25 protein-coding genes and 2 pseudogenes are annotated in these 25,471 nt (G+C 40.9%); 10 read left to right on the forward strand and 17 right to left on the reverse strand.

The features are described from left to right. Window position 1: 1 nt before the first annotated feature. Complete coding sequence (locus N0824_RS15270; protein WP_108937351.1) at window positions 2–2,662, reverse strand: DNA topoisomerase (ATP-hydrolyzing) subunit A; 2,661 nt, start codon at window positions 2,660–2,662, stop codon at window positions 2–4. An 82-nt stretch (window positions 2,663–2,744) separates the two neighbouring features. Here N0824_RS15270 and N0824_RS15275 point away from each other — a divergent pair, with 82 nt between their 5' ends. Then, the gene (locus tag N0824_RS15275; protein WP_108937352.1) at window positions 2,745–3,149 is read left to right on the forward strand and encodes a response regulator; all 405 of its coding nucleotides are present in this window, start codon (window positions 2,745–2,747) and stop codon (window positions 3,147–3,149) included. Between the two features lie 78 nt (window positions 3,150–3,227). Here the strand turns inward: N0824_RS15275 and N0824_RS15280 are convergent, their stop codons facing one another. The 8 genes from N0824_RS15280 to lepA all read right to left on the reverse strand — a co-directional run bounded on the left by N0824_RS15280 (window position 3,228) and on the right by lepA (window position 11,971). Beyond that, window positions 3,228–3,920, reverse strand: coding sequence for a M15 family metallopeptidase (locus N0824_RS15280; RefSeq protein WP_108937353.1), 693 nt, complete (start codon window positions 3,918–3,920; stop codon window positions 3,228–3,230). Between the two features lie 70 nt (window positions 3,921–3,990). Next, on the reverse strand, window positions 3,991–5,592 hold the full coding sequence (gene dndC, locus N0824_RS15285) for a DNA phosphorothioation system sulfurtransferase DndC (RefSeq protein ID WP_108937354.1): 1,602 nt from the start codon (window positions 5,590–5,592) through the stop codon (window positions 3,991–3,993). Between the two features lie 18 nt (window positions 5,593–5,610). Next, the gene (locus N0824_RS15290) at window positions 5,611–6,570 is read right to left on the reverse strand and encodes an HNH endonuclease (protein ID WP_108937355.1); all 960 of its coding nucleotides are present in this window, start codon (window positions 6,568–6,570) and stop codon (window positions 5,611–5,613) included. Between the two features lie 217 nt (window positions 6,571–6,787). Beyond that, window positions 6,788–7,075 (reverse strand): DUF4164 family protein, encoded by a 288-nt coding sequence (locus tag N0824_RS15295; RefSeq protein WP_046663852.1) that lies wholly within the window; start codon window positions 7,073–7,075, stop codon window positions 6,788–6,790. A gap of 141 nt (window positions 7,076–7,216) precedes the next feature. Continuing rightward, window positions 7,217–7,570: a DUF4164 family protein gene (locus tag N0824_RS15300; protein ID WP_108937385.1), complete on the reverse strand. Its 354-nt coding sequence runs from the start codon at window positions 7,568–7,570 to the stop codon at window positions 7,217–7,219. Between the two features lie 57 nt (window positions 7,571–7,627). After that, entirely contained in the window at window positions 7,628–9,442 is a 1,815-nt protein-coding gene (locus tag N0824_RS15305; RefSeq protein ID WP_108937356.1) for an ABC transporter ATP-binding protein, read from the reverse strand. Between the two features lie 343 nt (window positions 9,443–9,785). Continuing rightward, complete coding sequence (locus N0824_RS15310; protein WP_233256456.1) at window positions 9,786–10,100, reverse strand: hypothetical protein; 315 nt, start codon at window positions 10,098–10,100, stop codon at window positions 9,786–9,788. A gap of 59 nt (window positions 10,101–10,159) precedes the next feature. Further along, window positions 10,160–11,971 (reverse strand): translation elongation factor 4, encoded by a 1,812-nt coding sequence (gene lepA, locus N0824_RS15315; protein WP_002762209.1) that lies wholly within the window; start codon window positions 11,969–11,971, stop codon window positions 10,160–10,162. A gap of 333 nt (window positions 11,972–12,304) precedes the next feature. Here lepA and N0824_RS15320 point away from each other — a divergent pair, with 333 nt between their 5' ends. The 3 genes from N0824_RS15320 (at window position 12,305) to N0824_RS15330 (ending at window position 15,910) form a co-directional block, all read left to right on the forward strand. Continuing rightward, entirely contained in the window at window positions 12,305–12,535 is a 231-nt protein-coding gene (locus N0824_RS15320; RefSeq protein WP_002732463.1) for a type II toxin-antitoxin system CcdA family antitoxin, read from the forward strand. Between the two features lie 226 nt (window positions 12,536–12,761). Next, window positions 12,762–13,082 carry a hypothetical protein gene (locus N0824_RS15325; protein WP_108937357.1) on the forward strand — a complete coding sequence of 107 codons (321 nt, stop codon included), beginning with the start codon at window positions 12,762–12,764 and terminating at the stop codon, window positions 13,080–13,082. Next, complete coding sequence (locus N0824_RS15330) at window positions 13,079–15,910, forward strand: CHAT domain-containing protein (RefSeq protein ID WP_108937358.1); 2,832 nt, start codon at window positions 13,079–13,081, stop codon at window positions 15,908–15,910. The genes N0824_RS15325 and N0824_RS15330 overlap by 4 nt, the downstream gene beginning before the upstream one ends. A gap of 27 nt (window positions 15,911–15,937) precedes the next feature. Here the strand turns inward: N0824_RS15330 and N0824_RS15335 are convergent, their stop codons facing one another. From N0824_RS15335 to N0824_RS15355, 5 genes are all read right to left on the reverse strand, one after another. After that, window positions 15,938–16,666: a trans-aconitate 2-methyltransferase gene (locus N0824_RS15335; protein ID WP_052276598.1), complete on the reverse strand. Its 729-nt coding sequence runs from the start codon at window positions 16,664–16,666 to the stop codon at window positions 15,938–15,940. A gap of 3 nt (window positions 16,667–16,669) precedes the next feature. Further along, complete coding sequence (locus N0824_RS21615; RefSeq protein ID WP_002744308.1) at window positions 16,670–16,801, reverse strand: hypothetical protein; 132 nt, start codon at window positions 16,799–16,801, stop codon at window positions 16,670–16,672. 95 nt (window positions 16,802–16,896) lie between these two features. Beyond that, window positions 16,897–17,349: a hypothetical protein gene (locus N0824_RS15340; RefSeq protein WP_002744307.1), complete on the reverse strand. Its 453-nt coding sequence runs from the start codon at window positions 17,347–17,349 to the stop codon at window positions 16,897–16,899. A 5-nt stretch (window positions 17,350–17,354) separates the two neighbouring features. Beyond that, window positions 17,355–18,848 (reverse strand): hypothetical protein, encoded by a 1,494-nt coding sequence (locus tag N0824_RS15345; RefSeq protein WP_108937359.1) that lies wholly within the window; start codon window positions 18,846–18,848, stop codon window positions 17,355–17,357. A 448-nt stretch (window positions 18,849–19,296) separates the two neighbouring features. Then, window positions 19,297–19,485: a hypothetical protein gene (locus N0824_RS15355; protein WP_104397005.1), complete on the reverse strand. Its 189-nt coding sequence runs from the start codon at window positions 19,483–19,485 to the stop codon at window positions 19,297–19,299. Between the two features lie 348 nt (window positions 19,486–19,833). On the opposite strand from N0824_RS15355, the gene N0824_RS15365 reads away from it, so the two are divergent. Together N0824_RS15365 and N0824_RS15370 are read left to right on the forward strand one after the other, a co-directional pair. Continuing rightward, window positions 19,834–20,058 carry a toxin-antitoxin system HicB family antitoxin gene (locus N0824_RS15365; RefSeq protein ID WP_108937360.1) on the forward strand — a complete coding sequence of 75 codons (225 nt, stop codon included), beginning with the start codon at window positions 19,834–19,836 and terminating at the stop codon, window positions 20,056–20,058. A 163-nt stretch (window positions 20,059–20,221) separates the two neighbouring features. Then, window positions 20,222–20,455, forward strand: coding sequence for a DUF433 domain-containing protein (locus N0824_RS15370; RefSeq protein ID WP_108937361.1), 234 nt, complete (start codon window positions 20,222–20,224; stop codon window positions 20,453–20,455). 102 nt (window positions 20,456–20,557) lie between these two features. Here the strand turns inward: N0824_RS15370 and N0824_RS21755 are convergent. Beyond that, window positions 20,558–20,752: pseudogene (locus N0824_RS21755) on the reverse strand (tail length tape measure protein); the annotation flags it as partial. A gap of 141 nt (window positions 20,753–20,893) precedes the next feature. Here N0824_RS21755 and N0824_RS15375 point away from each other — a divergent pair. The 4 genes from N0824_RS15375 (at window position 20,894) to N0824_RS15400 (ending at window position 23,810) form a co-directional block, all read left to right on the forward strand. Beyond that, entirely contained in the window at window positions 20,894–22,384 is a 1,491-nt protein-coding gene (locus N0824_RS15375; RefSeq protein WP_108937362.1) for an HlyD family efflux transporter periplasmic adaptor subunit, read from the forward strand. 476 nt (window positions 22,385–22,860) lie between these two features. Beyond that, window positions 22,861–23,064 (forward strand): hypothetical protein, encoded by a 204-nt coding sequence (locus tag N0824_RS15390; protein WP_108937363.1) that lies wholly within the window; start codon window positions 22,861–22,863, stop codon window positions 23,062–23,064. Beyond that, window positions 23,061–23,330 carry a type II toxin-antitoxin system RelE/ParE family toxin gene (locus N0824_RS15395; RefSeq protein ID WP_108937364.1) on the forward strand — a complete coding sequence of 90 codons (270 nt, stop codon included), beginning with the start codon at window positions 23,061–23,063 and terminating at the stop codon, window positions 23,328–23,330. The genes N0824_RS15390 and N0824_RS15395 overlap by 4 nt, the downstream gene beginning before the upstream one ends. A 141-nt stretch (window positions 23,331–23,471) precedes the next feature. Beyond that, the gene (locus N0824_RS15400; RefSeq protein WP_108937365.1) at window positions 23,472–23,810 is read left to right on the forward strand and encodes a XisI protein; all 339 of its coding nucleotides are present in this window, start codon (window positions 23,472–23,474) and stop codon (window positions 23,808–23,810) included. A 549-nt stretch (window positions 23,811–24,359) separates the two neighbouring features. On the opposite strand, the gene N0824_RS15405 is transcribed toward N0824_RS15400, so the two are convergent. Beyond that, window positions 24,360–25,046, reverse strand: coding sequence for a DUF3782 domain-containing protein (locus N0824_RS15405; protein WP_108937366.1), 687 nt, complete (start codon window positions 25,044–25,046; stop codon window positions 24,360–24,362). A 271-nt stretch (window positions 25,047–25,317) separates the two neighbouring features. Continuing rightward, a pseudogene (locus N0824_RS21930) lies at window positions 25,318–25,471 on the reverse strand (RNA-directed DNA polymerase); the annotation flags it as partial.

Genomic DNA, 25,471 nt, shown 5'->3' on the forward strand with positions numbered 1-25,471 from the left:
TTTAGAGACGATGTAACAATTGTGCTTTGATAATTTTTTCTGCGGGGTTGAGTTTGACTAATTGTGAACCTGTCCCATCTTTACCCGTAACTGTCACAGTTTCCACCTCTAAGGGTAGTTTTCGATTCTGATTGGTACTTAATAACACTATACTCCCCGCCCGCGCCGCTACCATGGCCGCTAAACTATCCTGTTTGTTGACGAATTGTAAAGCAGGTGAACCAAGATCGCCTAATTGTGATAGACGTAAATTCTCGATCGCCAGTCTTTTCCCGTAACCTAATCCCGAAATCAGCAGCAGATTTTCCCGATGAGGGAGAGAAACACAGCCGGCTAGATGTTCCCCGTAGCGCAATCGCAAAATTGCTAAACCCTGGGCAGATTTACCCATAATTGGCAATAATTCCTCGCGCACGGGATAACGTAACACTCGACCGCTACTGGTGGCGATCGCTAAGTCCAGGCCCTCGTGAGTAAAAATAGCAGCATATAGGCGATCGTCTTCTTTCAATTTCATCAGGGACAAACCCCGACTACCAACCCCCTCTAATTCATCGATTGAAAGCCGCTTTATTCGCCCCTGTTGACTCAGTAAAAGCAATTCTTGATTTTTTTGAGGTTCTGTCAAGAAAAATTGATTTAACACCGCTTCTGACTCTTTTTGGGCGGTTTTGGTCAGCAGACTGGAGATCAACACCGGTTGATTCGCTTGCGGGGGGACTTCCCGGGTAGCAATCGGGTAAGCTTTGGCATTATCGAGGATAACTAGAAAATTTTCCCGTTTTTCGATCGCCTGTTGATAGATAATTAAACCCTGGTCCGGCGCTCGCTCTTCTGGTGTCGTCCAACTCATTTTATCTTCGGCATCAAGCAATAAAATCGCATTTTCTGGGGGTTCTTGGGGCGTAAATAGGCTTAAACTCGGTGTATTCTCACTCTCAGATTTTTTCTTAACTTTATTCTCCTGTTTTTTAACTTCTGCCTTCAAAGAGGGTGTGGGGTGTGGGGTGTGGGGTGTGGGGTGTGGGGTGTGGGGTGTGGGGAAAGAAACCTCTTTCATCTGTGGGGGTGAAAATTTTTTCATCGGGACTGTCTCCTGTTTTTTCACCACAGAATCCAATTTCTTCCCTGCTGTCTCCTGTTTCCTGTCCCCCGACTTCCCGGTGCGAATTTTTGTCCGTCTGCTATCGGCGAATTTTTTCTTTAAAGAGCGCAATTCTTTTTTCAGAGACTTGAGAAACTCCTGACGGTTATGGAGGAGGGTTTCCAACTGTTGAATTTTTGTTTGTAATTCCGTCGCTTCCGTCTCTAACTTTTGTCTTTCCAAACCGGTTAAACGACGTAGGGGCATAGCCAAGATAGAATCAGCTTGAGGGTCACTAATGCCTAATTCTGCCTGAAAACGATACTTAGCCGTCGTCCCATCGGGGGCATTTTTGAGAATATCCACCACTCGATCGATATTCTGCAAAGCTAATAATAAACCCTCCACTAGGTGTAAGCGATCGCTGGCCTGTTGCAACTCATCGCCATACTGACGGGTGAGAGTTGTTTCTCGAAAGCGCAAGAATTCCTGTAAAACTTGTTTTAACGATAACTGCCGGGGTTGATTATCGACTAAAGCGAGGATAATCGCCCCAAAATTAGTCTGTAGGGCCGTTTGTTGGTATAAAGCCGCCAAAACCTGCTGCGGTTGACTTTCCCGCTTTAATTCAATCACCACCCGAATGCCTTCGCGATTGCTTTCATCGCGGATATCGGCAATTCCCTCCAATTTCCCTAAATTGACTAATTCAGCGATTTTTTCAATCCATGCCGCCTTATTCACCTGAAAAGGCAACTCAGTAACCACAATTGCCGTCCTTTCCCTTCGGCGCTTGCCCTCAATGATAATTGTTTCAGTTTTCGCCACTCCGCGCACGGGAATAATCCCCCTACCAGTGCGATAGGCCTCGCGAATGCCAGTATCATCTAAAATCTCGCCTCCCGTGGGAAAATCGGGACCGGGGATAATTTCTACTAACTTTTCCTCGCTTAAATCGGGATTATCAATCAAAGCGATTAAACCTTCCACCACTTCCCCTAAATTATGGGGAGGAATATTAGTCGCCATTCCTACCGCAATACCCGAACAACCATTAAGAATCAGTATCGGTAACTGAGCGGGTAAAACAACGGGTTCCTGTTGAGAATTATCAAAATTACTGCTAAAATTAACGATAGCTTCGCTAATTCCCCCTAAAACCGCCTGATCACCGATGCCGGCCAAACGGGTTTCTGTGTAACGCATGGCCGCCGGGGGGTCGTTATCGATCGAACCAAAGTTACCATGGCCCGATAAAAGTGGGTAACGACTGGAAAAATCCTGTACCATACGAACCAGTGCCTCGTACACTGACTGATCACCGTGGGGATGATATTTACCCAACACATCCCCCACCACCCGCGCACATTTACGAAAAGGGCGATCGGGAGTTAAACCCAGTTCGTGCATAGCGTATAATATGCGACGATGTACTGGTTTTAAGCCATCGCGTACATCCGGCAAGGCTCGCCCCACGATCACACTCATGGCATATTCTAGATAGGAGCGTTCCATCTCTTGGTGTAAAGCCGTGGGTATAATTTGACCACTAGCTAAGAAATCCAGTTGTTTGGCCATGAGTCTCTCGTTTTCAATCTGTCTAGCTGTGAATCATAAGGCATTTTGCCCTTTTTAACCTTGTTTATCCCTGAGCATCCCTATGACGACTGTTTTGATTGTAGAAGACGACCCGATAAATTTTCGCGTTTTTGCCAAAATTTTGACCAAACGAGGTGGTCTAGAGGTCAAAGGGACCGAAGATGTGGAAGAAGTGCTTCGTATTGCTCGGGACAAGGAAGCGGATGTGATCTTAATGGATGTCTCCCTCTCCCATAGTGTCTATGAAGGGAAAGCGGTAGATGGCATTAAAATCAGCCAAATTCTCAAAGCTAACCCCGAAACCGCCGATTTACCCGTTATTCTCGTCACTGCTCACGCTATGGAAGGCGATCGAGAGAATTTTCTCAAGCAGAGTCGGGCCGATGGTTATATTTCTAAACCAGTGGTTGATCACCAAGCTTTTGTTAATCAAATTTTGGCGATCGCCGATCAGAAGCCGGTCTAAGCTTTGAGTCTTCTTTTGTTAGTATATCAGTATTTATCTAGACCAGCTGCTTTCAGTTTACTCCTAACAGCTATCTCCCTAATCCTCCACTCTGCCATAGATGGCGTAGGCTCGATCGAGCGACCAGGCCCACATCTGATCCCCTAGGGAAAAATGCCACCATTCCCCCTTATGTCGGCTAAATCCCGCCTCCTCCATCACTTTAGCCAATAAAACTCGTTTTTGATGATAACTCTGTTCTTGTGGGCTTTTTGCGGCGATATAATAATCGGGATGCGATCGCTCTCCGATCTCATCGATTTCTCCCCCCATGTCGATGGCTTGTCCCTTCTCGTCCACCAGGGTAATATCGATCGCCGCTCCGGTACTATGGGGAGGCGGAGTGGCGGCATTATCGCTGGGAATTGCCCAAATAGTGTAAACTTCTGTTAAAATCGCTTGACTTTCTGCCTCCGATAGTTTCTCTTTGGCTAATCCTCTTGTGTCTAGGAGAGTCTGAAAAGTATAATCGACCATAAATTGTTGCACTTCCACCGGTCGATAGGCATCAAAAATCAGAATTTGCCAACCAGGTTGATAGACTTGCAGACGGTTTTGAGCGTCAATCAGGGCATTTAACACCCCTTGTCGCAAAAAATAGGGAGATTTACCCCGATAATTAGCTCCTAATTTCTCGTAAGCGTGGGGAGAAGGGATAACAAACTTATCTGCGGGTATAGGTACTAGGGGTTCCCCACATTCACGAATAGGAATTTTTTGGTAGGGTTTCATCGCGTCGTCGAGAAATGGTAATTTTATTGATGGTCAACTCGATCGCCGGTTTACGGGTAAAATAAACCCGTTATTCCTCCTCCTCATCGGTTGTAGGGAATTTCATACTGGCCCAAGTTAACTGTTTTTGCGGGTCTTTTTCCGGTTCACTAAAACTCTCTTTGAGTTGTTCTTTCACCTGGGCAATATTACCACTTTGAGCGGCATTCTTTAGATCATAGACATAACGAGCATTTTCGATCGCTTCCTCTTTACTACGAGAACTAGACTCAAAGCATTTTTCTAGGTCTTTGTAAATACCCTTGCGAGAGATTTTGAGAAAATATTGACGTTCCGTATCGATCAGTTTAGCCAATAATTCTAGGTGCATGGAATCCTCGGCACAGATATCCGCGAGGATATCCCATTCTTCACTCCCCAAAAGATTATTATCCGCTCCAGGTCGCGGGTCTTGAAAAGTTTCTCCAGTCACTTGTTTATAAATCTTCGGTAATTGGTCATCAAATTCGTGCTTTTCTTCCCTCCAAATCCGGCGAATTTCGCTGAGTTCCTCCGTGGTAATTAGGGTAATATCTTTCATATCCTCTGGGGCATTAGTACGCACGCTCTCCTGAGCTTCTAATACTCTTCTCAGCCAATATTCCCGCCATTGTTTAGTATAGGGTCCCGGTATGGGTTCGATCGATATTTCTCCATTTAAGTTTCTTTCAAATAATTGTACTTTCCCAAAGATACGGCGAAAATCCCGTTTTGGTCGGTCATCTTCTATATCTAATTCGTTGCGAAGGTCTAAAAGTGGTTGTAACCATTCTTTTTCCTCGTCATTCTGTATCATTGCCTCCATGGATTTATCTTTATTTACCAACGTACACACCCAACAACCAAAGCGCGAATCCCCACAGCTAGGAGTGGAAGTATCCACCACTAGGGGACATTCATTATCCGCAGTCGCTCCTCGATACATTGCTAATAATTCTTTGTTATCTCCTCCCCAGGGATTTTCCCACTGCATTAAGTACATCCATACTTCATCAGTACGCCAATCTTCTATGGGAAGATAGAAATATGAATTAGGACGACTAGGATTAGCATTCAGGCGATCTCGAATTCGCCATCCCCGATGTTTTTCCATATTTCTAGCGCGGGCAATACTTTCAGCTTTACGAGTACCTAAAACAAGAATTGCCTCTCCTTCATCTCGAATAATATCTCTAATAAAAAAATCTGTAGGCTTAATTTTCATTCTTTCAGTACACCATCTAAATCTTTTTCTTGGGGCAGGATATCCTTTACCAATTAAACAACTCCAAAAAGTATCTTCAACTGAAGGAAAAGTCAATTTAGTTTTAATAGGCATCTGTTTTTTTGCAGCAGCTTCCTGTAATTTCTTCAAAGAATTTCTGACCCAAGCTGCAACAATAGGATTTTCTACCAAAGTATCATTGGTTATTACATAAATCGTTTTAGTTCTTTTTTTTATCGGTAGCAATTCGATAGCATTCCAAACTAATTGTAATACTGTTGTTGAATCTTTTCCTCCACTCCAACCAACTACTAACGGTCTATTATCCTGACAGTATAATTCCTGAATTTCCTTAGTTAATAATTGAATATCTTCGATTAGTTCAGGAAGAGTACGATTAGGTAAAATGTTTGTTTGCTCTGATTTCATAATTAATAATTTAAGTAACTAATTTCTAAAAATATTCTGACGATGCCATTGGATAGCTTCAGGTTTCGGATAGTGATCTTCTAGAGTGGGTAATAAAATATTCATACCATGGAAGTCTTTAATGGCTTTAGCATTAGGAGAAATTTCTTGAAAGTCTTTACTAATCATAATTTTGTATTGATCGTCAATAGTAAATAGTCCTTGATCGAATGCCCAATGATGATTTTTACAAAGAGATAAACCATTGTTTATCTGGTTATCATAGAATCTGGCAAAAGGTTTGATATGTGCGCCATCGACAATACTTTGTGTCAAGGAGTGGTTTACTTTAAGACCGCAAAAAGAGCATTGATAATCGTATAAATGGACGACTGATTTACGAAATAACGCATCTCTAACTATAGACTTTTTAAAATAATATTTTGCTGGTGTTTCTCCTTCAGCCACAACACTACGATCTAGTTCAGTGCGATCATCTTGTTGTAGGACTTGATTAATTTCCAAAATGTCTTCTAATTGCTTTTGACTAGAATAAAACCAAGCTTCTATTAGAGTATCAATTAGCTGTCGTCTAGCTTCCGGTTCCTGTAAAAGTTTATACAATTCCTGATCTAAAATCGCATAATCTACATCTGCTCTAATTTTGGGAATAGTTTGAGGACGGCCTCCATCATAGCTATCACTAAACTTTAGCTTCCAAAATCCGTCATTTTTTAGATGAAAAAACGGTAAAGCTAACCCACCTTTGAAGGCATCTGGGTTTAAACGCTTCCAATATTTATCAAAAGTATCGATTAATTCATCAGAAATATATATTTTATTGTCTTGAATTTGAGAATCACTAATTAACTCAATTACTGATAATAATAAGATAGGCTTATAAGGTGCTTCACCACTTTGCTTAGACTTATTGACTTTAATTTTAGAAAATAAGTCACAATAATATTTTAAATTGCGTAGGGGAAGACTATCGACCATAGGGGGGGGAGATATGCGGATAAAAAAAGGAAACCATTACCAGCATACAGAAAAACATCCCACCGAGAGGAAAAAATATAAAAAGCCTAGAGAGATCGTGATAATAAAATCGATCGATCGCGGCTGACGAGCGATCGCAAGCCATAAAACATTTGTATTAATAAAAAAAGCGGGCTTGTGGAAGAGTAGTTAACCTAATAATAGCCACGGGTTAATTCTAGGGATTACCTGAAAAAAATACTTTCCAACCGGCAGTAGCGATCGCACTTGCCAAAAGAATAATCAATGTCCAAACCTGATTTTTTTGGGTTCCTTCCACTGATTTTAGGCGATTATCGATGCCCTCAACCTTTTCGGTTAACTTTGCCTGTCCTACCTCTAGCTTATTTAACCGTTCATCGATTTTGTCAAATTTTTGATTAACATCTTTTTGGAGACTGTCAATTTTCCCCTCAATCCTAGTCAAAACAGCTTCTAGGGAATAGGTAACGGTTTCGTTAGACATAGTATCAACTCCCATTAGATATATTTTCTCGGTTCCCTATCGGGGACTATTTTAAGACTAAACCGGTTTGAGGTTGTCTGAGAAGAGCGTTTTTCTGGGATGACAAAACTTGAAACCGTGAATAATAGCCACAGGTTAATTCTAGGGATTAGCTGAAAAAAATACTTTCCAACCGGCAGTAGCGATCGCACTTGCCAAAAGAATAATTAATGTCCAAACCTGATTTTTTTGGGTTCCTTCCACTGATTTTAGGCGATTATCGATTCCCTCAACCTTTTCGGTTAACTTTGCCTGTCCTACCTCCAGCTTATTTAACCGTTCGTCGATTTTGTCAAATTTTTGGTTAAAATCTTTTTGGAGACTTTCAAATTTTTGGTCAACATCTTTTTGGAAACTGTCAAATTTTTGGTCAACATCTTTTTGGAGACTGTCAATTTTCCCCTCAATCCTAGTCAAAACAGCTTCTAGGGAATAGGTAACGGTTTCGTTAGACATAGTATCAACTCCCATTAGATATATTTTCTCGGTTCCCTATCGGGGACTATTTTAAGGCTAAACCAGTTCGCCGCTTTCTTGTAAAGAGTGGAGACGCTGATAGATTCCCTGCTGATTTAATAATTGGTCATGGCTACCGATCTCGACAATGCGACCATTATCCAAGACGACAATTTGATCCGCTTCTCGAACGGTACTGAGACGGTGGGCGATAATAATCGTGGTGCGAGTGCCTAAAATGGATTTCATGGCTAGTTGAATGGCTCTTTCTGACTCATAATCTAAGCTAGAAGTGGCCTCATCAAAAACTAACACATCTGGATCAACAATTAAGGACCTAGCAATTCCTAAACGCTGTCTTTGTCCCCCCGAAAGACGCACGCCCCTTTCCCCTACAATAGTGGAATAACCATTAGGTAATTCGTGGATAAATTCATCGACACGGGCGATTTTACAGGCTTCTGCTACCTTCTCGAAGCTAATATTAGGATTACCATAGGTGAGATTTTCTAACACCGTACCATTAAAAACATCTACTTCTTGATGGACAATCGCTAACCGTCGCCGATACCAAGTGACATCCAAGCGACGAATATCCTCGCCATCCATCAGAATTTGTCCTTGATTCGGTTCAAAATAGCGGAAAAGTAACTTAACTAAAGTGGATTTGCCTGAACCTGATTTTCCCACTAATGCCACGGTTTGATAGGGTTCAATCAGCAGATTAATATCCTTGAGAATGGTTCTTTCTGGACTATAGCCAAAGTTAAGATTTCTTAATTCTAATTTCCCCGTAAAACGATAGGGATTATGTTGAGCATGATCGGCTAAAAGACTACCTGCATCAGTGCCACTGGGTAAGTTGATAAATTCCTGTAAACGGACCATAGAAGCATAGCGACGGGCGAAAGTTTCTGCCATTTGGGATAGGGGATCTAATTCCGCATAGGCCATACTAGCTAGGGTATAGGTGGTGATAAAATGCCCGATCGAGATTTTCTGTTGAACGGTGGCTAGGAGAGTAAAGAAAAATACTCCAAATAAACTAGCTTGGACGAGGGTTTTTTCCCAAGTAATTAAGTCCACATAACCCTTATGAATGCGATAGACAACGTAGGTAAATTCTCTCTCTAAACGCTGTTTCTGACGATATAATTCCTGTCCTTCTGTGGCAAAAGCTTTGACAGTTTTGATATTAGTAATAATCTCAGAATTGCGACTTTGGGTATTTTCGATGTGCCGATCAAGAATTCTTTCTTTTTGCATTAAATCTTTTAAATCTCTCACAATAAAAGCTAGAATTAATACAAAAGAAATAACAAAAGCGAGGGCGATCTGCCATTGAATTACCCAAATAACAATAAAGATACCCAAAACTCTAAACAATTTTGGGATCATCATTCCCGCCACTTCGGGATAAGTCCAAGTATGATTTTCTATCCCTTTGGCGATCCGGTTAGCGATGCGTCCCGGATTATTTTCATCGTAAAAAGATAGGGGTAAGGTGAGAATTTTGGCAATAATTTTTTTGAGATGATCTCGTCTCGCTCTTAAGGATATTTCCCAGTGAAACCATACACCCAGCCAAGGCTGAATTGGTGCTTTAATTACTGTAGTTAGGAAAATTAAGCCTAATAATACCGCCAAACTAACCCACTTTTCTGAGGCAAAGGGAGTTAAAATCATGGTGCGATCAACTAAAGATTGGACGAATCCATCTAAAGGTTGATGAGAAAGAACATTAAGAATCTGTCCGACAGCGTAGGGAACCATCAGATCGATAATTTCAAAGACACTGGAGGCAGCAATGCTCAAAAAGGCGGCTTTTTGATAATTGCGATAGTAACTGAGAATATCGCGTAAGGAAGCCATAACATCAAGTAAATTGCCAATTTTTAACTTCTATCTGATAACTGCTAACTGAAGAGACTAAAGGCACTTTTAGGATTGTTTTTCTGGAGTTACTATTATACTTGTGATAAAATTGTACAATATGTTCATCAAAATATGTGTCAATTTGATTAAATTCTGCTCGGATGGGTAAAGATCAGGTTTAAGAATTAACAGTTCTGCAACACTATAAAGAGGTGATAATTGACAGATTTTTTAAGCATTAAACCAAGTTTGAGCGTTTTCTCTTTTAATTATTTCCCTATTCTCTCTATAAATATAGCGTTTCCTGTTCGCAAGAGGTACATTATCGATGTTGAAAAGCTTAATCAGCAAGGGTTAAACTGTGCCACACAGGTGTGAGAACAGCTATATATTCAGTGACTAGGGTTTGATCAGAAGTAAATTCACCCAACCAATGATAACGAATATGCTCGGTTGTTAAAAATTCTACATCCCATTTTACTCCATTTATAGATGCACCATTAGCGATTCTTTTTAAATTACTAATTGCCTTTAAAATCGAGGTTTTTCCTGCACCTGAGATACCGACTAATAAATTCAAATCTGAAAAAAAGTCGCAAGAATCTATACTTAATCCAGAGGATAAATCTTGATAGGATAATCTCAAAAGTTTCATAATAATTTCTTTCCCTCTGCTAAAACTAAAAAGGGTGAGTTAATTCTCACCCCAAGACTTTACTGAGGATCGAGTTTTAGGACTGCCATAAATGCCTCTTGCGGGACATCAACAGTGCCGATCGCTTTCATCCGTTTCTTACCTTTTGCTTGCTTGTCTAACAGCTTTTTCTTGCGGCTAATATCACCACCATAACACTTAGCTAAGACATCCTTTCTTAAAGCGGGAATATGTTCACTAGCGATAATTTTAGAACCAATAGCTGCTTGAATGGGAACCTTAAATTGATGCCGGGGAATCAATTCTTTTAACTTTTCGGTTAACGCACGACCAACATAATAAGCTTTATCCCGGTGAACGATCATCGCTAAAGCATCAACGGGATCACCATTGACCATAATATCTAATTTAACTAGCTCATTTTCCCGATAGCCAATTAATTGATATTCCATACTAGCGTAACCGCGCGATCGAGATTTTAATTGATCGAAAAAGTCCGTCACCACTTCTGCTAAAGGTAACTCATAAATCAAAGCGGTGCGAGTTTTAGTAAAATAACGCATATCCTTGAAAACTCCCCGACGACTTTGACATAATTCCATCAAAGCACCTACATAGGTTTCGGGAGTAATCATTTCCACTTGGATATAAGGTTCCTCAATTTTTTCCCGTTTTTGTGGGGAAGGTAACAAACTAGGATTATCCACTTCGACAATTTCCCCATCGGTGGTAGTGACCTGATAAACTACCGAGGGAGCAGTGGTAATTAAATCTAAGTTATATTCCCTTTCTAGTCTTTCCTGGACGATTTCCATGTGTAGCAGTCCCAAGAAACCGCAACGGAAACCAAAACCCATGGCGCTAGAAGTTTCCGGTTCGTAGGATAGAGCTGCATCGTTTAATTTTAACTTTTCCAGCGCATCTTTGAGATCGGCGTACTGATCGGCATCGGTGGGGAATAATCCGCAGAAAACCATCGGTTTTGCTTCTGTATAACCGGGTAAAGGCTCTTGTGCTGGTTTAGCGGTTAGAGTAATCGTATCACCCACCCGGGCATCGGCGACGGTTTTAATCGCGGCTGCCAGATAACCCACTTCTCCCGCGTGCAGTTCATTTACCTGTACCTGTTGCGGTGATAAAATTCCCAATTCATCGATCACAAATTCTTTACCAGAAGCCATAAAACGAATTTTATCGCCCTTTTTCACCCGACCATCCATGACGCGGAAATAGACAATTACCCCTCGATAAGCGTCGTAATAACTATCAAAAATTAAAGCTCGGAAGGGTTCTTCAAGGGTATCTTGGGGAGGGGGAACTAATTGGACGATCGACTCTAGAATATCATTAATACCGATCCCAGCCTTAGCCGAGGCCCGAATCGCCTCACTACAGTCTAAACCCACCACTTCCTCGATTTCCGCCGCGACTCGTTCCGGTTCGGCACTGGGTAGGTCGATTTTATTTAAAACTGGGATAATTTCGAGGTTATTTTCCAGTGCTAGGTAAACATTGGCTAAAGTTTGCGCCTCTACTCCTTGGGACGCATCCACAACTAATAAAGCTCCCTCGCACGCCGCTAGAGACCGAGAAACCTCGTAGGAAAAATCCACATGGCCGGGGGTATCAATCAGATTGAGAACGTATTTTTGACCATCCTTAGCGGTATAATCCATGCGTGCCGCCTGTAACTTGATGGTGATACCTCGTTCCCGTTCCAAGTCCATATTATCGAGAAATTGTTCTTTCATCTCCCGTTGGGCTACGGTTCCCGTAATTTGCAGGAGGCGATCGGCGAGAGTTGATTTACCATGATCGATATGAGCGATGATGGAAAAATTGCGAATGCGAGAAACGGGAACGTCAGTCATCGTGGTTCACTGTTGGCAAAAGTCAGGGGTTTATAAAATTTTAGATTCCTTAATTCATTGTAGAGGTAAAGTCTCTAAGGCTGGAGCAAAAGCGAAAAGTAAAAGGTAAAAAAAGCTAAACTGCAAGTATAGTCAGGGTTTTGACCTTAGCTTCCCCTCTCGGCATCCACAGGAAACTATGGTAGGCTTGATTATGCTGACAAAATCAGGCAAAGGGCAATGGCTAAGGAAAGGCTCTATGATTTGTCCAAATCGGATTACTATAGGTAAACTCTTGGATGACAATCCTCGACTGACGGGTAGAATGATAGATAGCAATCATTAATAGAGCTTATGAACGACAATGCTACACCGACTCAGCGCACGGCGGAGAAAGTTGAAATCGCTATTCACCTTGACTCGGAAGTTTTAGACCAGATTAAACACCTGACTAACGATCCTAGTCGCATTATCGAAACAGCGATTAAACAGTGGCTAAGAGGAGAGAAACAACCGGATGAGGACTTAACCCGTCATCTTCGACGCAATCCCCCCGTACCACCCAAAGGGGAATGGAATGACTAAGATTTTTCAGTCTCTAATAGGTTATTTCCCGACGGAGAGACTGAAATATTTTCTTAGGTTAACCATTGATGGTAATTGAGATTTTTTCCCCAACTAAGCTGGTCATACTAAATTCGTTGAGTATAGGCTAGATATCAGGACAGGCAAAAGGGGGAATAGATAATCAGTTTTTAATAAACGGATTTAGGATCATTTTGCTTGGGTACTGACAGGAGGAACAAAACTGATGCAGATAGAAATTGAAGGCCTCGATGCTATCAAAGTTGCTCAGGACATCCTAGATATGGAAGGGGTGCAAGGCAGCTACGAAGTTATCTCTGAAGTGGAGAGAGAGGGAACCCTTGCCACCATCGCCACCATCATCGGCATTATTAGCGGAACAATCGCCATCGCTGAGAAATTGTACCAATTAAAGCGAAAAATTGACTCTCCTGAAACCCCGAAGATCGAACGAGTGTTAATTGTCAGCAAAAACGGCGATCGCCTGCTGCTCAAAGATGCTACCCTAGAGCAACTACAAAAACTCTTGGAACAAGAAAAATCATGAAGATACTGCATATTGATCTTCAGGAGAGGGGTAGCAATAGGGTTGAGTTCGGATTTTTCTGGGATAACCCCGACCAGACTCGTACCTACACAAGATGCTTGAGTGAAATAGACAACCTAAGTAAAAAGGCTGACACCGATTACTATACCCGTTTACCGAAAGACCACGCCAGAACAGGACAAGGTTTATACCGATGGTTAGATGGTACGGAGCGCATCCTCCAGAACGAATTAGATAGCCACCGGGGAGAGGAAATAATAGTTCTGGCTATCAGCACCAGCCAAGGATTAGCTCATCTACCCTGGGAATTATTACACGATGGTCAGGGTTTTTTGGTGGAGAAAAGACCTGCCATTATTCCCGTGCGGTGGTTTTCCAATAATAGACCGAATCAGATTGTCAGTCCGCCGCAAAACCGCCCCCTCAACTTGCTCTTTATGGCTACCTCTCCGCTAGGCGTTGAACCCGTCTTAGATTACGAAGCAGAAGAGGGGCAAATTTTAGCAGCCACCCAGCGCAATCCGGTGAACTTGAGAGTAGAAGAAAGTGGTTGTTTAAATGAGTTAGGCTATGTAGTTCGGGAATATGACCAAGGCTACTTTGATGTCTTTCACTTAACAGGTCATGCAACTCATCAGGACGGAAAACCCTGCTTTCTCACCGAGGATGAGTATGGCAACCGGGTTGATAGCGACACCAATGCCATTTATGATGCGATCGCTCGTTCTTCTTTACCGCCTTTAATTTTCCTCTCTGGTTGCCGTACAGGTTATGCTCCTGACAGCGCAGTTCCCTCCATGGCGGAAGAATTTTTGGACTTGGGGGCAAAAGCTGTTTTGGGTTGGGGAGAAAGGGTTCTAGATACGGATGCAGCAGTAGCAGCGAAGGAATTGTACGGACATTTATCCCAAGGGGAAACGGTAATTGAGGCCCTATCTGCTACCTATAGAGCCTTAATTGACCAGCAAGCAAGGGATTGGCATAAACTGCGCTTATATGTAGGAAACACTCTACCTCAAGCCCTAGTAACTCCCTTAAGGACACCGAAACGCACACAACTGCCAAAACCGACAATTACCAGAGAATTTAGAGATGATGAAAATCGGCTTAGGGTGGTCAAAAGGGAAGAGTTTGTCGGTCGTCGTCGCCAGTTACAGAATTGTTTGCGAACGCTGAAAACGGATTCGGAAAAGGTTGGGGTACTAATTCATGGTATGGGAGGATGGGGAAAAAGTAGTATCGCCTCTCGACTGTGGGAGAGATTGCCTGAATCGGAAAAGCTTCTCTGGTGGCGACAAATTGATGAAGTTTATTTGATAAGAAAGTTAAAAGATAAACTCATCAATCCTAAAACTAGAGAACTTATTGCTGATTTAGAAAACAATCAAATTGAACTTAAATCTCGATTATCTTACCTATTCATTCGGTTAGCTGAATTGGGAGAAAAACCGTTTCTTCTGATTCTTGATGACTTTGAATGGAATCTTGAACCCCGTGACGGTCGCTACATTCTTAAGGCTCCAGTCGCCCCGATTTTAGCAGCATTAGTCACGGCAATCCAAGAAACGGGAACTGACCATCGGATTCTGATTACTTGTCGCTACGAGTTCGATTCTGATTTATTAGAGGCTTTTTTCTTGCAGGGATTAGAACCATTTAGAAAAGCCGAACTGACTAAAAAACTCGCTCGTCTAGCCAATTTTACCCCGGATCAACTTCCTGAACCTCTCAGGGAAAGGGCGTTGAATTTAGCCGATGGAAATCCTCGATTACTAGAATTTCTCAATAATGATATTTTAGGTAGAGAAGAGGCAGAAGCTAAATTAGCTGAACTAGAAAATAGTCCCGATTTGTGGAAAGATAAAATTATTTGGCAGGAACTGTACCAGCTTATCGATCAGCCATTACAGCAGGTTCTTAGTCATTGTTTAATCTATGAGATACCCGTCCCGATGGTAGCTTTAAAAGCTGTTTGTAGCTCCATTTCTAATTACCAAGGACAATTAAAACGGGCAAGAGAACTGGGACTACTGGAAATTAGTCCTGAAGTTGAACAAAAAAATCAACTTTATCGTGTCTCTCGAATTTTACCTAATATTATTTTCTCTGTCCAACATCCGGTCGCAACAGAGGTTTATTCATTATCTAGGAAAGCTCATGATAAATTATATGAATTATGGGGAAATAAAGAGAACAAAAACGAGGAAAGATGGGCAGAGATTTTCCGTCTAGCTTTTGCAGAGACAGAAAACCCTGAAAGGTTTAGGGAACAATTCGATAAGATGATCTCGGTACAATATCACAAAGAGGCTGATCGCGCCTACGAAAAAGAACTGAGAAAACAGAGGGAACATCTCATAGAAAACCAAGAACAAATCTATCAAAAACTAGAAGAGTACCTAGAGCAACAGGATTGGAAAAAAGCCGACTACGAAACCGCTTTCATTATGTACCAGTGGATGGTCATAGAAAATTATGATGACTTCTATGATCTTTTTAGAGGGGTATCCCTAAAGGTAATTAATGAAATCGACCGACTCTGGATGCAATACAGTAACCAGCAATTCGGGATCAAGGGACAGGCGAGAATTTACCGTGACCGAGGGGGTACAGAAGACTATAATCGGGAAGTATGGGATCGTTTTGGCGATTGCGTTGGCTGGCGAAGAGGAGGTATATGGTTGGAGCTTGAAAATGCAGACTTGAGCGACTTTACATTTCCAATTCTTATATACCATCACTTTTACCAAGGTGGGGGTGGGGGAATTGTTTATGGAGCGAAGAGAATTTCCACGTTAGCTTCAAGACTTGAATCCCAAAATATTTAACTTAGGTGCTAACAATCGGGTAAAATTCTATTTAGAGGCTATAATCAGTGCATCCATATATTGACGTAAGTATAAGGTAACTTCTTGAAATCCAATTTCTGAAAGTTCAGAGATTGTTTCATCTTCATAGCGTATTCTATTAGGTTGTTCATCCGTAGTATAGTGCAACATAACCTCTTTCAGGAGATCGAACCTTTCAGCAGATACAAGGACTTCAAAGAATTTATCATATTGCCACTTTATATCACGGTTATGCTGTTCACCTCTTTGCGCGATTTTATCAGCGTCTAATAACTTACCTCCAATGAGAAGCCGACTATATAATAGTTGAAATACTTGAAAACGATAGAGTGCCAACATATTGTGAAAAGTGAATCCAGAAACAATAAAATTAAAGTTATTCAAAGGATAACTTTGCAAAAAGTTTAAAACATCATCCTGAATAACAACAAGAGTATCTTGAGATAGGTAATGTGAAAGCCTTGAGCGGATTTTTTGAATCATCGAAGGTTCGTTATCGATAGCGATTATCTTAATATTTTTTGCTTCAGATAGGATCATCTCAGTTAATTCTCCATCGCCACACCCAATTTCTAGGATCAGCGATTCCTTTGGGCAAGAGTTTTGATAGTTAATTAGTAGTTTGACTAACTCTTGTCTTAACTTTTTAAGATGAGGACGAGCAGATTGCCAGAGACTATAATCATCACCTATCTTGCCGTCAAACCTTCTTTCTATAAGTTGATTATTTTCCATAAATTATAACTTAGCTATTTTGGTGTACATAGTCAGAGACTTAATTTTGCTGAAAGACTTGCCGAACATAATATTTAGCTTTTGATGGCAATTCGCTACTTCCTCTAAACGCTTAACTTTGGTACTTTGACTCATTCCAATTATAGCATATCTTTACAATTGCAGAACTTCCACAAGCAAACTTAAGATAAATATCTTATCTGAAAGCAGAGCTAGACTCTAGCCTACTATTAATCATGTATTAGCCTCATAATAATGCTGAGGTTTCCAAGACTCCTACGTATCCCTTCAATTTCTACAATAAAATCTTCCACTAATTCATGTTCTACATCTTCACGAACTCCTATTTTACTCGTCCATCTTCCACTGTTTAATTGCCGACAGGCGTGAGAGGGCCTACCATCAATAGTATAAATAGCGATTTTTTCAACAAAAAAACCGTTAGGACTAAACTCTAAATGAGGATCACGAGTTGGGCAAACTTCAAAACCGTTGGTGCTATAGGCATCTATGAAGGCACTTAGAGTGTTCTCCCTTCGTACTCCAGCCGGCCAATATTCAGTCTCAAATCCATCGGGAAACCAACAACGTTCTTGATCATTTACTGCCCAAGCAAAGGAATTGTAATAAAGAGTTATCGGACTGGTTATATGACTATCACCGTTAATGATTACAATACACATACTTTTTAAATAGATGATTTAGTGTTCATTAATATATCCCCTTTAATATATCCCTTTCGGATACCCCAGTGCAACCAAGCATCGATCATCTGCTTAGACTTACCCCGGCTGTCTTTAGGAACCGGATCTTCACCAGAAATAGCTTTTAATGCCCAAAACCAACGGCTAGGAAGGCTTTTTGGCTCTTTAAGATTTTTGAGCAAAAATGGTATGACATCTTGCCCCATTCCAATAATTCTCTGATAGTTAGGATGTATAATCGCCTCATGGGTTGAGGATAAATGACTTGTTTCATTAATCCAATCTTCAGCAAGACTTTCAAACTCCCTTAGTCTCTCTGCCCGAGTTTGTTTGTTAACTAATATGGCAAGTAAAGAAGAAAAACTTTGTAAAAAGCTAAGATTATTATCGAATAGCTTGAACTTATATCCAAAAAATAGAGCAATAGCTCCGATGAATTTTCCCTCAAAGAAAAGTGGGAAAACGCCAAAGGCTTCAAGTTTTGAATCTTCAAAATGTTTTAAATCAGTTTGAATAAACCGATTATTGTTTTTCTCCTCATGTACTCCTTCAATAAATTGACAAGTATTTGAAGAGATTTTTTCTGCAAACTCCTTTCCAACCTCTTCAAGATAAACTCGACATGAATTACTTACTCCAGATACTTCAGAAAATCGTAAAACTTCCATTACTTCAGAAGACAAGTTTTTTCTGTAAAGAATGGCAACTTTATATGGAGTCTCGTTGCCGACTAAGTATTTGAAAATTTCGTCATACATCCTTTCTTGATACTTGTCAAAGGAATCAACTGGGATAATATCTGCAAGGTATGTCAAGTAATTGAGTATATTAATCTCAGAATCCCTGTGAATATTAGATAGTTTAGCAGAGGCGACTCCTGCTAAGAAAGCTACTGTACAGGGATCAAAGCTTGCCAGATCGTCAATATTGCCCTGATCATCAACTTTGTTTATAATTCTCAATACTCCATAGGTTTTGTTTCGTCCATTCAAAGGTAAGGCAATGGCAGAGATTAATTTGCCTAGCTTATCAGAATACTCCTGCCTATACTTCAAATTTTCATACTGGAAAAGCTCTCCAGTAACCTTCCCATATGATCCATCAGATGGATTGGCAGCGCTGCCAGTGAAACTCTCCCCTTTCGCATACCTCTCTTCTTGTAGCCATGTATCATCTATTGGCTCACCATTAACGTCTTTGCCTTGAATGGCAAAACGCTCTAGTACATCATCCTTAGAGATTAAAAAAATCGCTGCAACTTGACACTTAGCTTCTTCACAAACTTTTTTTAGAATATATTTTACCGTATCTTTCTTATTGCTTGTAAAATTCATTAAGGCTTGCTCAAGTTGTTCAAAATCAGAAAGATTGTCTAATCTTTTTGTTTGATAACTTATAAGGTCGTTTCTAGTATTTAAAAATTGATTAGCCTTAGTTGCAGTATCGTCACATTTCTCACCTTGTAAACTCTCGGGCATTTAGTTGCTCCTTGAAATTTAGTCAATTTACTCAAGATTACCATCACACTCAAACTGAAATATCGAGGCTGATGAGAATAAAAGTATTATGGTTAATTAAGAACAATCATGCTAATGATAGTTTTATCTATCAATTATCAATTGTAACATGGATTTACAGGTTTGTCAATTGTAGTGTCTTCGAGCTGCCATCTTTGTGCCGATCACTCATCACCGTTAGATGCCCTTGGTATAGTTAAGCCGATCAATGCCCTGGAACTCAATACTTCTCGGATCTGCTCAGTTTCAAACTCCGGAACAAGACGACCCGAAAAGGGAAAATTAGCAATCTGTTCTGAGCGTCTGGTCGATCTTTCAACCAGTCTTTGAGCATATTGAGGGGAGTTTTGTGATATGTAGTTGTAGATGGCTGATCAATGATTAACGGCGGTTTCTGTCCAGAAAACTTTCATGGCTCTAGCTTGAACTTAGTGCGTACTTCTGCCACAGAAATAACCTTTTCCGCCTCACTATCGGCTAATCCTGCTTCAATTGCCTGTCTCACATAAATCTCATACATCAAATCATCCCATGTAGAATTATCCGGCAATTTATCGATTAAATTTCTGGCTTTTTGTTTAATGTTATTTATTTCCATGATGGTTTCCAAAATGACTCCTGACAGTTTACATTATAGCAAGATAGGCTCCTAGAGATGGTGTATTTTTAAACCACCACTAACGCTCAGAATATCCAAAAAGGCTTTTCCCTCTCGATACCCTCAACGAAACCTCAACCCGTGATTGGTGTTGTTTGTTGGATAAATGCTGTTATTGGCATGGAGAGGGTTAAGGGCGGGTGGTAGAACTGTAGCATATAAGCTATTGGGTTAGCAATCAAGCTATAATTAGCCAATGAACAAAAAACAGCGAAAAACCTATAAAGAACTAAAAAGATACCAAATTAAAGCTCTTCGTGAATTTTTAATTAAAGCAGGAGTAAATTAATGCAATACAAAGGCTATGAAGGTGTGATTGAATACGATAAAAGCGATCGCTTATTTTTTGGTCGTGTCATCAACATAGAAGATATTATCGTTTTTGATGGTCTTTCCGTTGATGAACTAGAACAAGCTTTTAAAACCGTCATTGAACAATACTTAACGGATTGCCAAACCCTGAATAAAAACCCTAATCAACCGACTTATTCCTTATCTTCCCATGGGCGGTGAATAGATAGCTTTATGAGAAAAAGGAAGAGGAGCCAAGCTTACAGCCCGGAGCAACCTATTTACTCTCGTCGCCGCTTAATTCACACGCAGCAGCGCAGAAACTTGCTCAACATTCATTGCTGTATGTAACAATACAGGAGGAGTTTATCTCAGGAGTTCCACGGTGATTAGAGAGCTAGACCGTATTACTGTTAATCCACAAATAGGTCTTGGACAGCCAACGATTCGAGGAATGCGTATCACTGTAGGATTTGTTCTGAAACTGTTGGCTAGTCAGTTATTTATTCAGGAAATATTAGAGGCTTATCCAGAGTTGGAGGAGGAAGATATTCGCCAGGCTCTTAATTATGCAGCTTGGGCTGTATCCGATTATATTGTTAGCTTCACTTCAGCATGAGTAGCTTGCGTTTACTGGCTGACGTTCATATCTGGACTTCCCCGTTGACAAAAAGCCATAACCTGTGCTGTAGAAGGGATTAAAAGAATTTCCGCCGCCCCCTTACTGGGTACAAATCAGGGAAACTCCTAATAAATCTAACGCTTTTTGTTGCAGTTGGGTCGGTCGAGTTATCTTAGAAAAACGATAACTTCCCTCTCTAATCGTACATTCCACTGTATTCAAGCAAATTGTCCCCAGGTCTTCCAACAAAGTCCGAAAACTATGCACAGGGAGGTTCTCTTGATTCCGTTCTTGACTCCCACTTCATCGTGAAGATAGACTTATACCCATAAGGCTAACTCATACACAAAAAACCGTCAAGTGGAAACACTGAAGTTTTTTTGTCCGTGTTCTTGCTGAACCCAGTATTTTTACTGACATATCTCCCCGTTAACCATGACTAGCAACTCACTTCCCACCTTTATCTCCCCTCTGCACCACGATGAATTTTTACCCCGTATTAGTCCCTGGATGATTCTAGCAGGCAGTTCTTTAGCCAGTACCGTTGCTATCGCCATTGCTATCTGTACCTTTACTCCTCTCCCCGTCACCGTCAAAGGGCAGGGACTGGTGCGCCCACTTGGAGAAATCAAAATCATTCAAGCCACCAGCGAAGGAACGGTTAAAATGATTCTAGTCAAGAAAAATGAAACGGTTAAACGAGGAGAAACGCTTGCTATCCTAGATAGTAGCAAATTTATCGAAAAAAAAACGCAATTGCAAAGTAATATTGCCCAAAACACCCTGCAATCAGCCCAAATCTCTGCCCAAATTAACAGCCTAGAAAATCAACGAGCGGCAGAATTGAATCGCATTCAGCATACCGTCTCCCTTTCCCAGGCAGAACTGCAAAAAACAGAACGGGATTACCAAGAAAAACGACAAACAACTAAAGCCCAGGTCAATGAAGCCCAAGCCAATCTACAAGTTACCCAAAAAGAATTCAGTAAATTACTCACTGATGAACGAGCCGCCCAAGCCGCCGTTAGGGGAAGCAAAGATGCCCTAACAATCGCCAAGGATAGATTAAATCGCTATCAAACGATTGCTGATGAAGGAGCCCTGGGACAGGATAGGTTTGATGAAGCGAAATTGCAAGTTAGTCAAGCAGAGCAAACCTTAAAGGAACGCCAAGCTAATCTCGAAGCCGCTCAAAAAAATCTCAACCGACAAGAAAATGCGATTCAAGCCGCCCGATTCCCATTAAATCAGACAATTGCAACTCAGAATCCGAGTAACGCGGTGATTACTATCGCTAAAGAAAAAATCTCTCAGGAAAAAGCATCAGGAGAAGCCTCTATTTCTCGTCTCAATCAAGAATTGCAATCCTTAAATCAACGTCAAACAGAACTGATGAAACAAATTAAGAGTGATCAACACGAAATTGCTCAAGTTAAATTAGAAATGGCAAAAACCGTGATTACGGCTCCCAGTGAAGGGACGATTTTAAGACTTAACTTAAGAAATCTAAATCAATCGGTACAGACTGGTGCTGAAATCGCTCAAATTTCTCCTATTAATGCTCCCTTAGTCATTAAGGTTAAAGTTTCCACCCAAGACCGAGGTAAATTAAAACTTAATCAACTGTCTCAAATGAAAGTCGCGGCTTATTCTTATCCTGATTATGGATTATTAAACGGAAAAGTAATCAGTATTTCTCCTGACGTGATTATTCCCCAACAAAATGTGGTTAATCCAAATCAAAATCAAACCACTCAACAAAGTCCTTATTATGAAGTAACCATCAAACCCGATGTATTGTATCTTAAAAATAATCCTGAAAATGTTATTAAACCAGGAATGGAAGTTACGGCGGATATTGTGTCTAAACAGGAAACTGTGCTTCAATTTATCTTAAGGAAAGCAAGATTATTTATTGACAAATAGGAAAAGCAATCACTGTTTAGGGGGAAAGGGTTCAAGGGCGATCAAAGTCTGGATTTCAAGTAAAGGGGGCAAGGGCGATCGCGGTTTAGATTGAGGGGAAGGGGTTAAGGGCGATCGCTGTTTAGATTTAGATTTTGGGAAAAAGGGCGATCGCAAAAATCCCTCTGTAGAATTTGTTCACATTGTAGAGTATCGAACAGACAAATTATATTTTGCTTTTATTCCAATCAAGTATTCTACAGCCAAAGATGCAGGTTTATCCTGTTTAAACTTACCCAAAAAGCCTGATCCATAACAACTTAAGTTATGCTGAAACAAGCTACAAAAGCGATCGCGCCCTCACCCATGGCCAATCCGCCCTCTCCCTCTCCCAAGAACTTGGCATTCCTCTAGTCAAAGACTGCGAAGAACTCCTCGCAAAAATTCAGGCTACATTAGAATTAAGATCAACAATCCTATCAAAATGAGGAAAAATTATGAGTGTAAAAGATTATCCCTTTGCCCAAGAATTGATTATGGATCATCAAGGTCAGATACAGCAAGTCATCATTAACTTTGAAGATTATCAACAAATGATAGAAACTTATGAAGACACTGAACTCTATCGTGCCATGATAGACGTTAAAGATGAAACTCCCTTAAGTCTTGAGGAAGCCCTAATTGAATTAGAAAAAGAATGAAAACCAATTACCTTCCTACTTTTATCAAGGATTTTAAAAGTTTAAAAAGTACATCCTCTTACTCAATCATAAAAAACCTTGTCTTTACTGATATTTTAGCCGTTCAGAATCTTAAGGAAATTAGCAATCTGAAAAAATTAAAAGGAGACGATAATGCCTATCGTATTCGAGTCGGTGACTATAGAATTGGCTTTTTTCTTGAAAACGATACAATTACCTTTACTCGCGTTCTTCATCGCCGAGAATTCTATCGTTATTTCCCTTAAAATTTCAGTAAATAAAGAATAATTGAAAAGCCCTTGTCAAAATAGCCAACAAAACCGATCACAGCGATCGCGCCCTTAATGATTGCTAAATGGTATTATTCAGTCATTTAGTTTTGATCCCAACCAGGAGGTAATTGTACGATGGCTTCCTTAATTGCCCAATATCGGCAAATTATTGAAAAAACATTCCAAGATTATGCCGACTTCCTCGATACCGATCGCCAAATCAAAATCGAATTAGTCCTAGCTCAAACCCGCGATCGCTATTTATTGGTTGAAACAGGTTGGCAAAATGGTTATCGAATCTACGGAACCCTATTACATATTGATATTATCGATCAAAAAATTTGGATTCAACATGACGGAACTGAGGATGGTATTGCCGATGAATTAGTAGCCGCAGGAATCCCTCAAAACCAGATTATTTTAGCCTTTAAATCCCCTAAAATTAGACCCTATACAGGCTTTGCTGTCGCTTAATTAAGGTTTGAGTCATGGTTCTCAAATATTTAATATTTGGCTATTATAGCAAGTATTTAAAATAGCGATCGCATTTTAGATTGAGGGTAAGGGGTTAAGGGCGATCTAAAGTCTGGATTTCAAGTAAAGGGGTCAAGGGCGATCGCTGTTTAAATTTTGGGAAAAGGGGTTAAGGGCGATCAAAGTCTGGATTTCAACCCATCTTCCGCACTTCTTAACATTCAATTGATAATTTTTACTAATACATTGCTTACAACCCTTTGCCAGTAAGGATTATAGCTACAATTATGGATTTTTATCAAGGTGAAGAATTGTAATTGGTTTTCTCAGAAAAAATCAATTATTGAAAATAGTTCTCAATAGCATTCTCTACAATGACAGTTTTTCGTAAAAACATCTTGGGGAATGTAAAAACATATAAAAATATATGAAGATGTGCGGAATGTCGGTTTCAAGTAAAGGGGGCAAGGGCGATTGCTGTTTAGATTGAGGGGAAGGGGTTAATGGCGATCGCAAAATTACGCCTTCTTAACAAAGAGATTAAACACCTTAAGCAAAACCCAAAGGTTGAAACTGAACATCATTGATAATTTTAACCGTTTCCCCCGACTGCTTAATCACAAACAAACCGCGCCGATAGGCATAGACATCTATCCCCTGATCAATTTCAATTCCTGCCACTGCCCCATAAACCCGAAACTCTCGAAATTGGGGGAAAGCAACCTTAAATCGCTGTAATCGGCTGACAAAATCATCTACATCATCCCTCGACAGTCGAGATTTACATTCCACAGCCACCAACTCGCTCCCATTCACCGCCACAATATCAATCTCCATTGCCGCCCCAGGACGCTTACTTTTCAAGCGACTCATCGTTTGGGTGACATCAATGCCCCGTTCCTGAAATAAACGCACGACCGCAGGCTCTACCATTTCTTCAACGAATCTGCCCCAGCGCGTTGTTAGGTTATTAACGGCTTTGGTCGTTTCTTGTACCTGTTTTTTTAATTCTTCCATCGTGCGATTAGCTTCCTCTCTGCGGCGATCGGCTTCGGCATTGCGGCGATCGGCTTCGGCACTGCGGCGATCAGCTTCGGCATTGCGGCGATCAGCTTCGGCACTGCGGCGATCGGCTTCGGCACTGCGGCGATCAGCTTCCTTTTGAAACTCGGCAAATTGGGCCTCAGTTCTTTCAAATAACTTGTAAATATCGGCGATCGTTACAGAGTCTGACATAGGAAGATTCTTCAAGCTTGAGAAGTCTAGTCCCATTCTAGCGACTTGGCGGGGAAAAAATGTCCCTAGCTTCTCATCCGTGTTTTTTCAATCAATTATTGACTATCAACTAATCAGCGATCGCAGTTCAAGGGGAAGGGGTCAAAGGTCAAAAGGCGATCGCGGTCAATGGATAATAGGCAATTGACAATGGAATTAGGGGTCGAGAAGGTCGTCACCGACCTCCCCTCCCATTCAGAACCGTGCGTGAGACTTTCACCTCACACGGCTCCTAGTTTGACTGTTCCCTTGTTAAGGATACCGCTTGACTTCTCTGTGGTTGCCTGTGATAATTTCCTTGTGGTTATATCGAGGCTTCCATCGGAAGCTGATTTTTCGTCGTGACAGTGGCGGTGTAGTATTTGAAGGTTTTTATACTCATCCTT

It is taken from the genome of Microcystis sp. 0824 (genome assembly GCF_003112475.1).
GTDB classification, from domain to species: domain Bacteria; phylum Cyanobacteriota; class Cyanobacteriia; order Cyanobacteriales; family Microcystaceae; genus Microcystis; species Microcystis aeruginosa_C.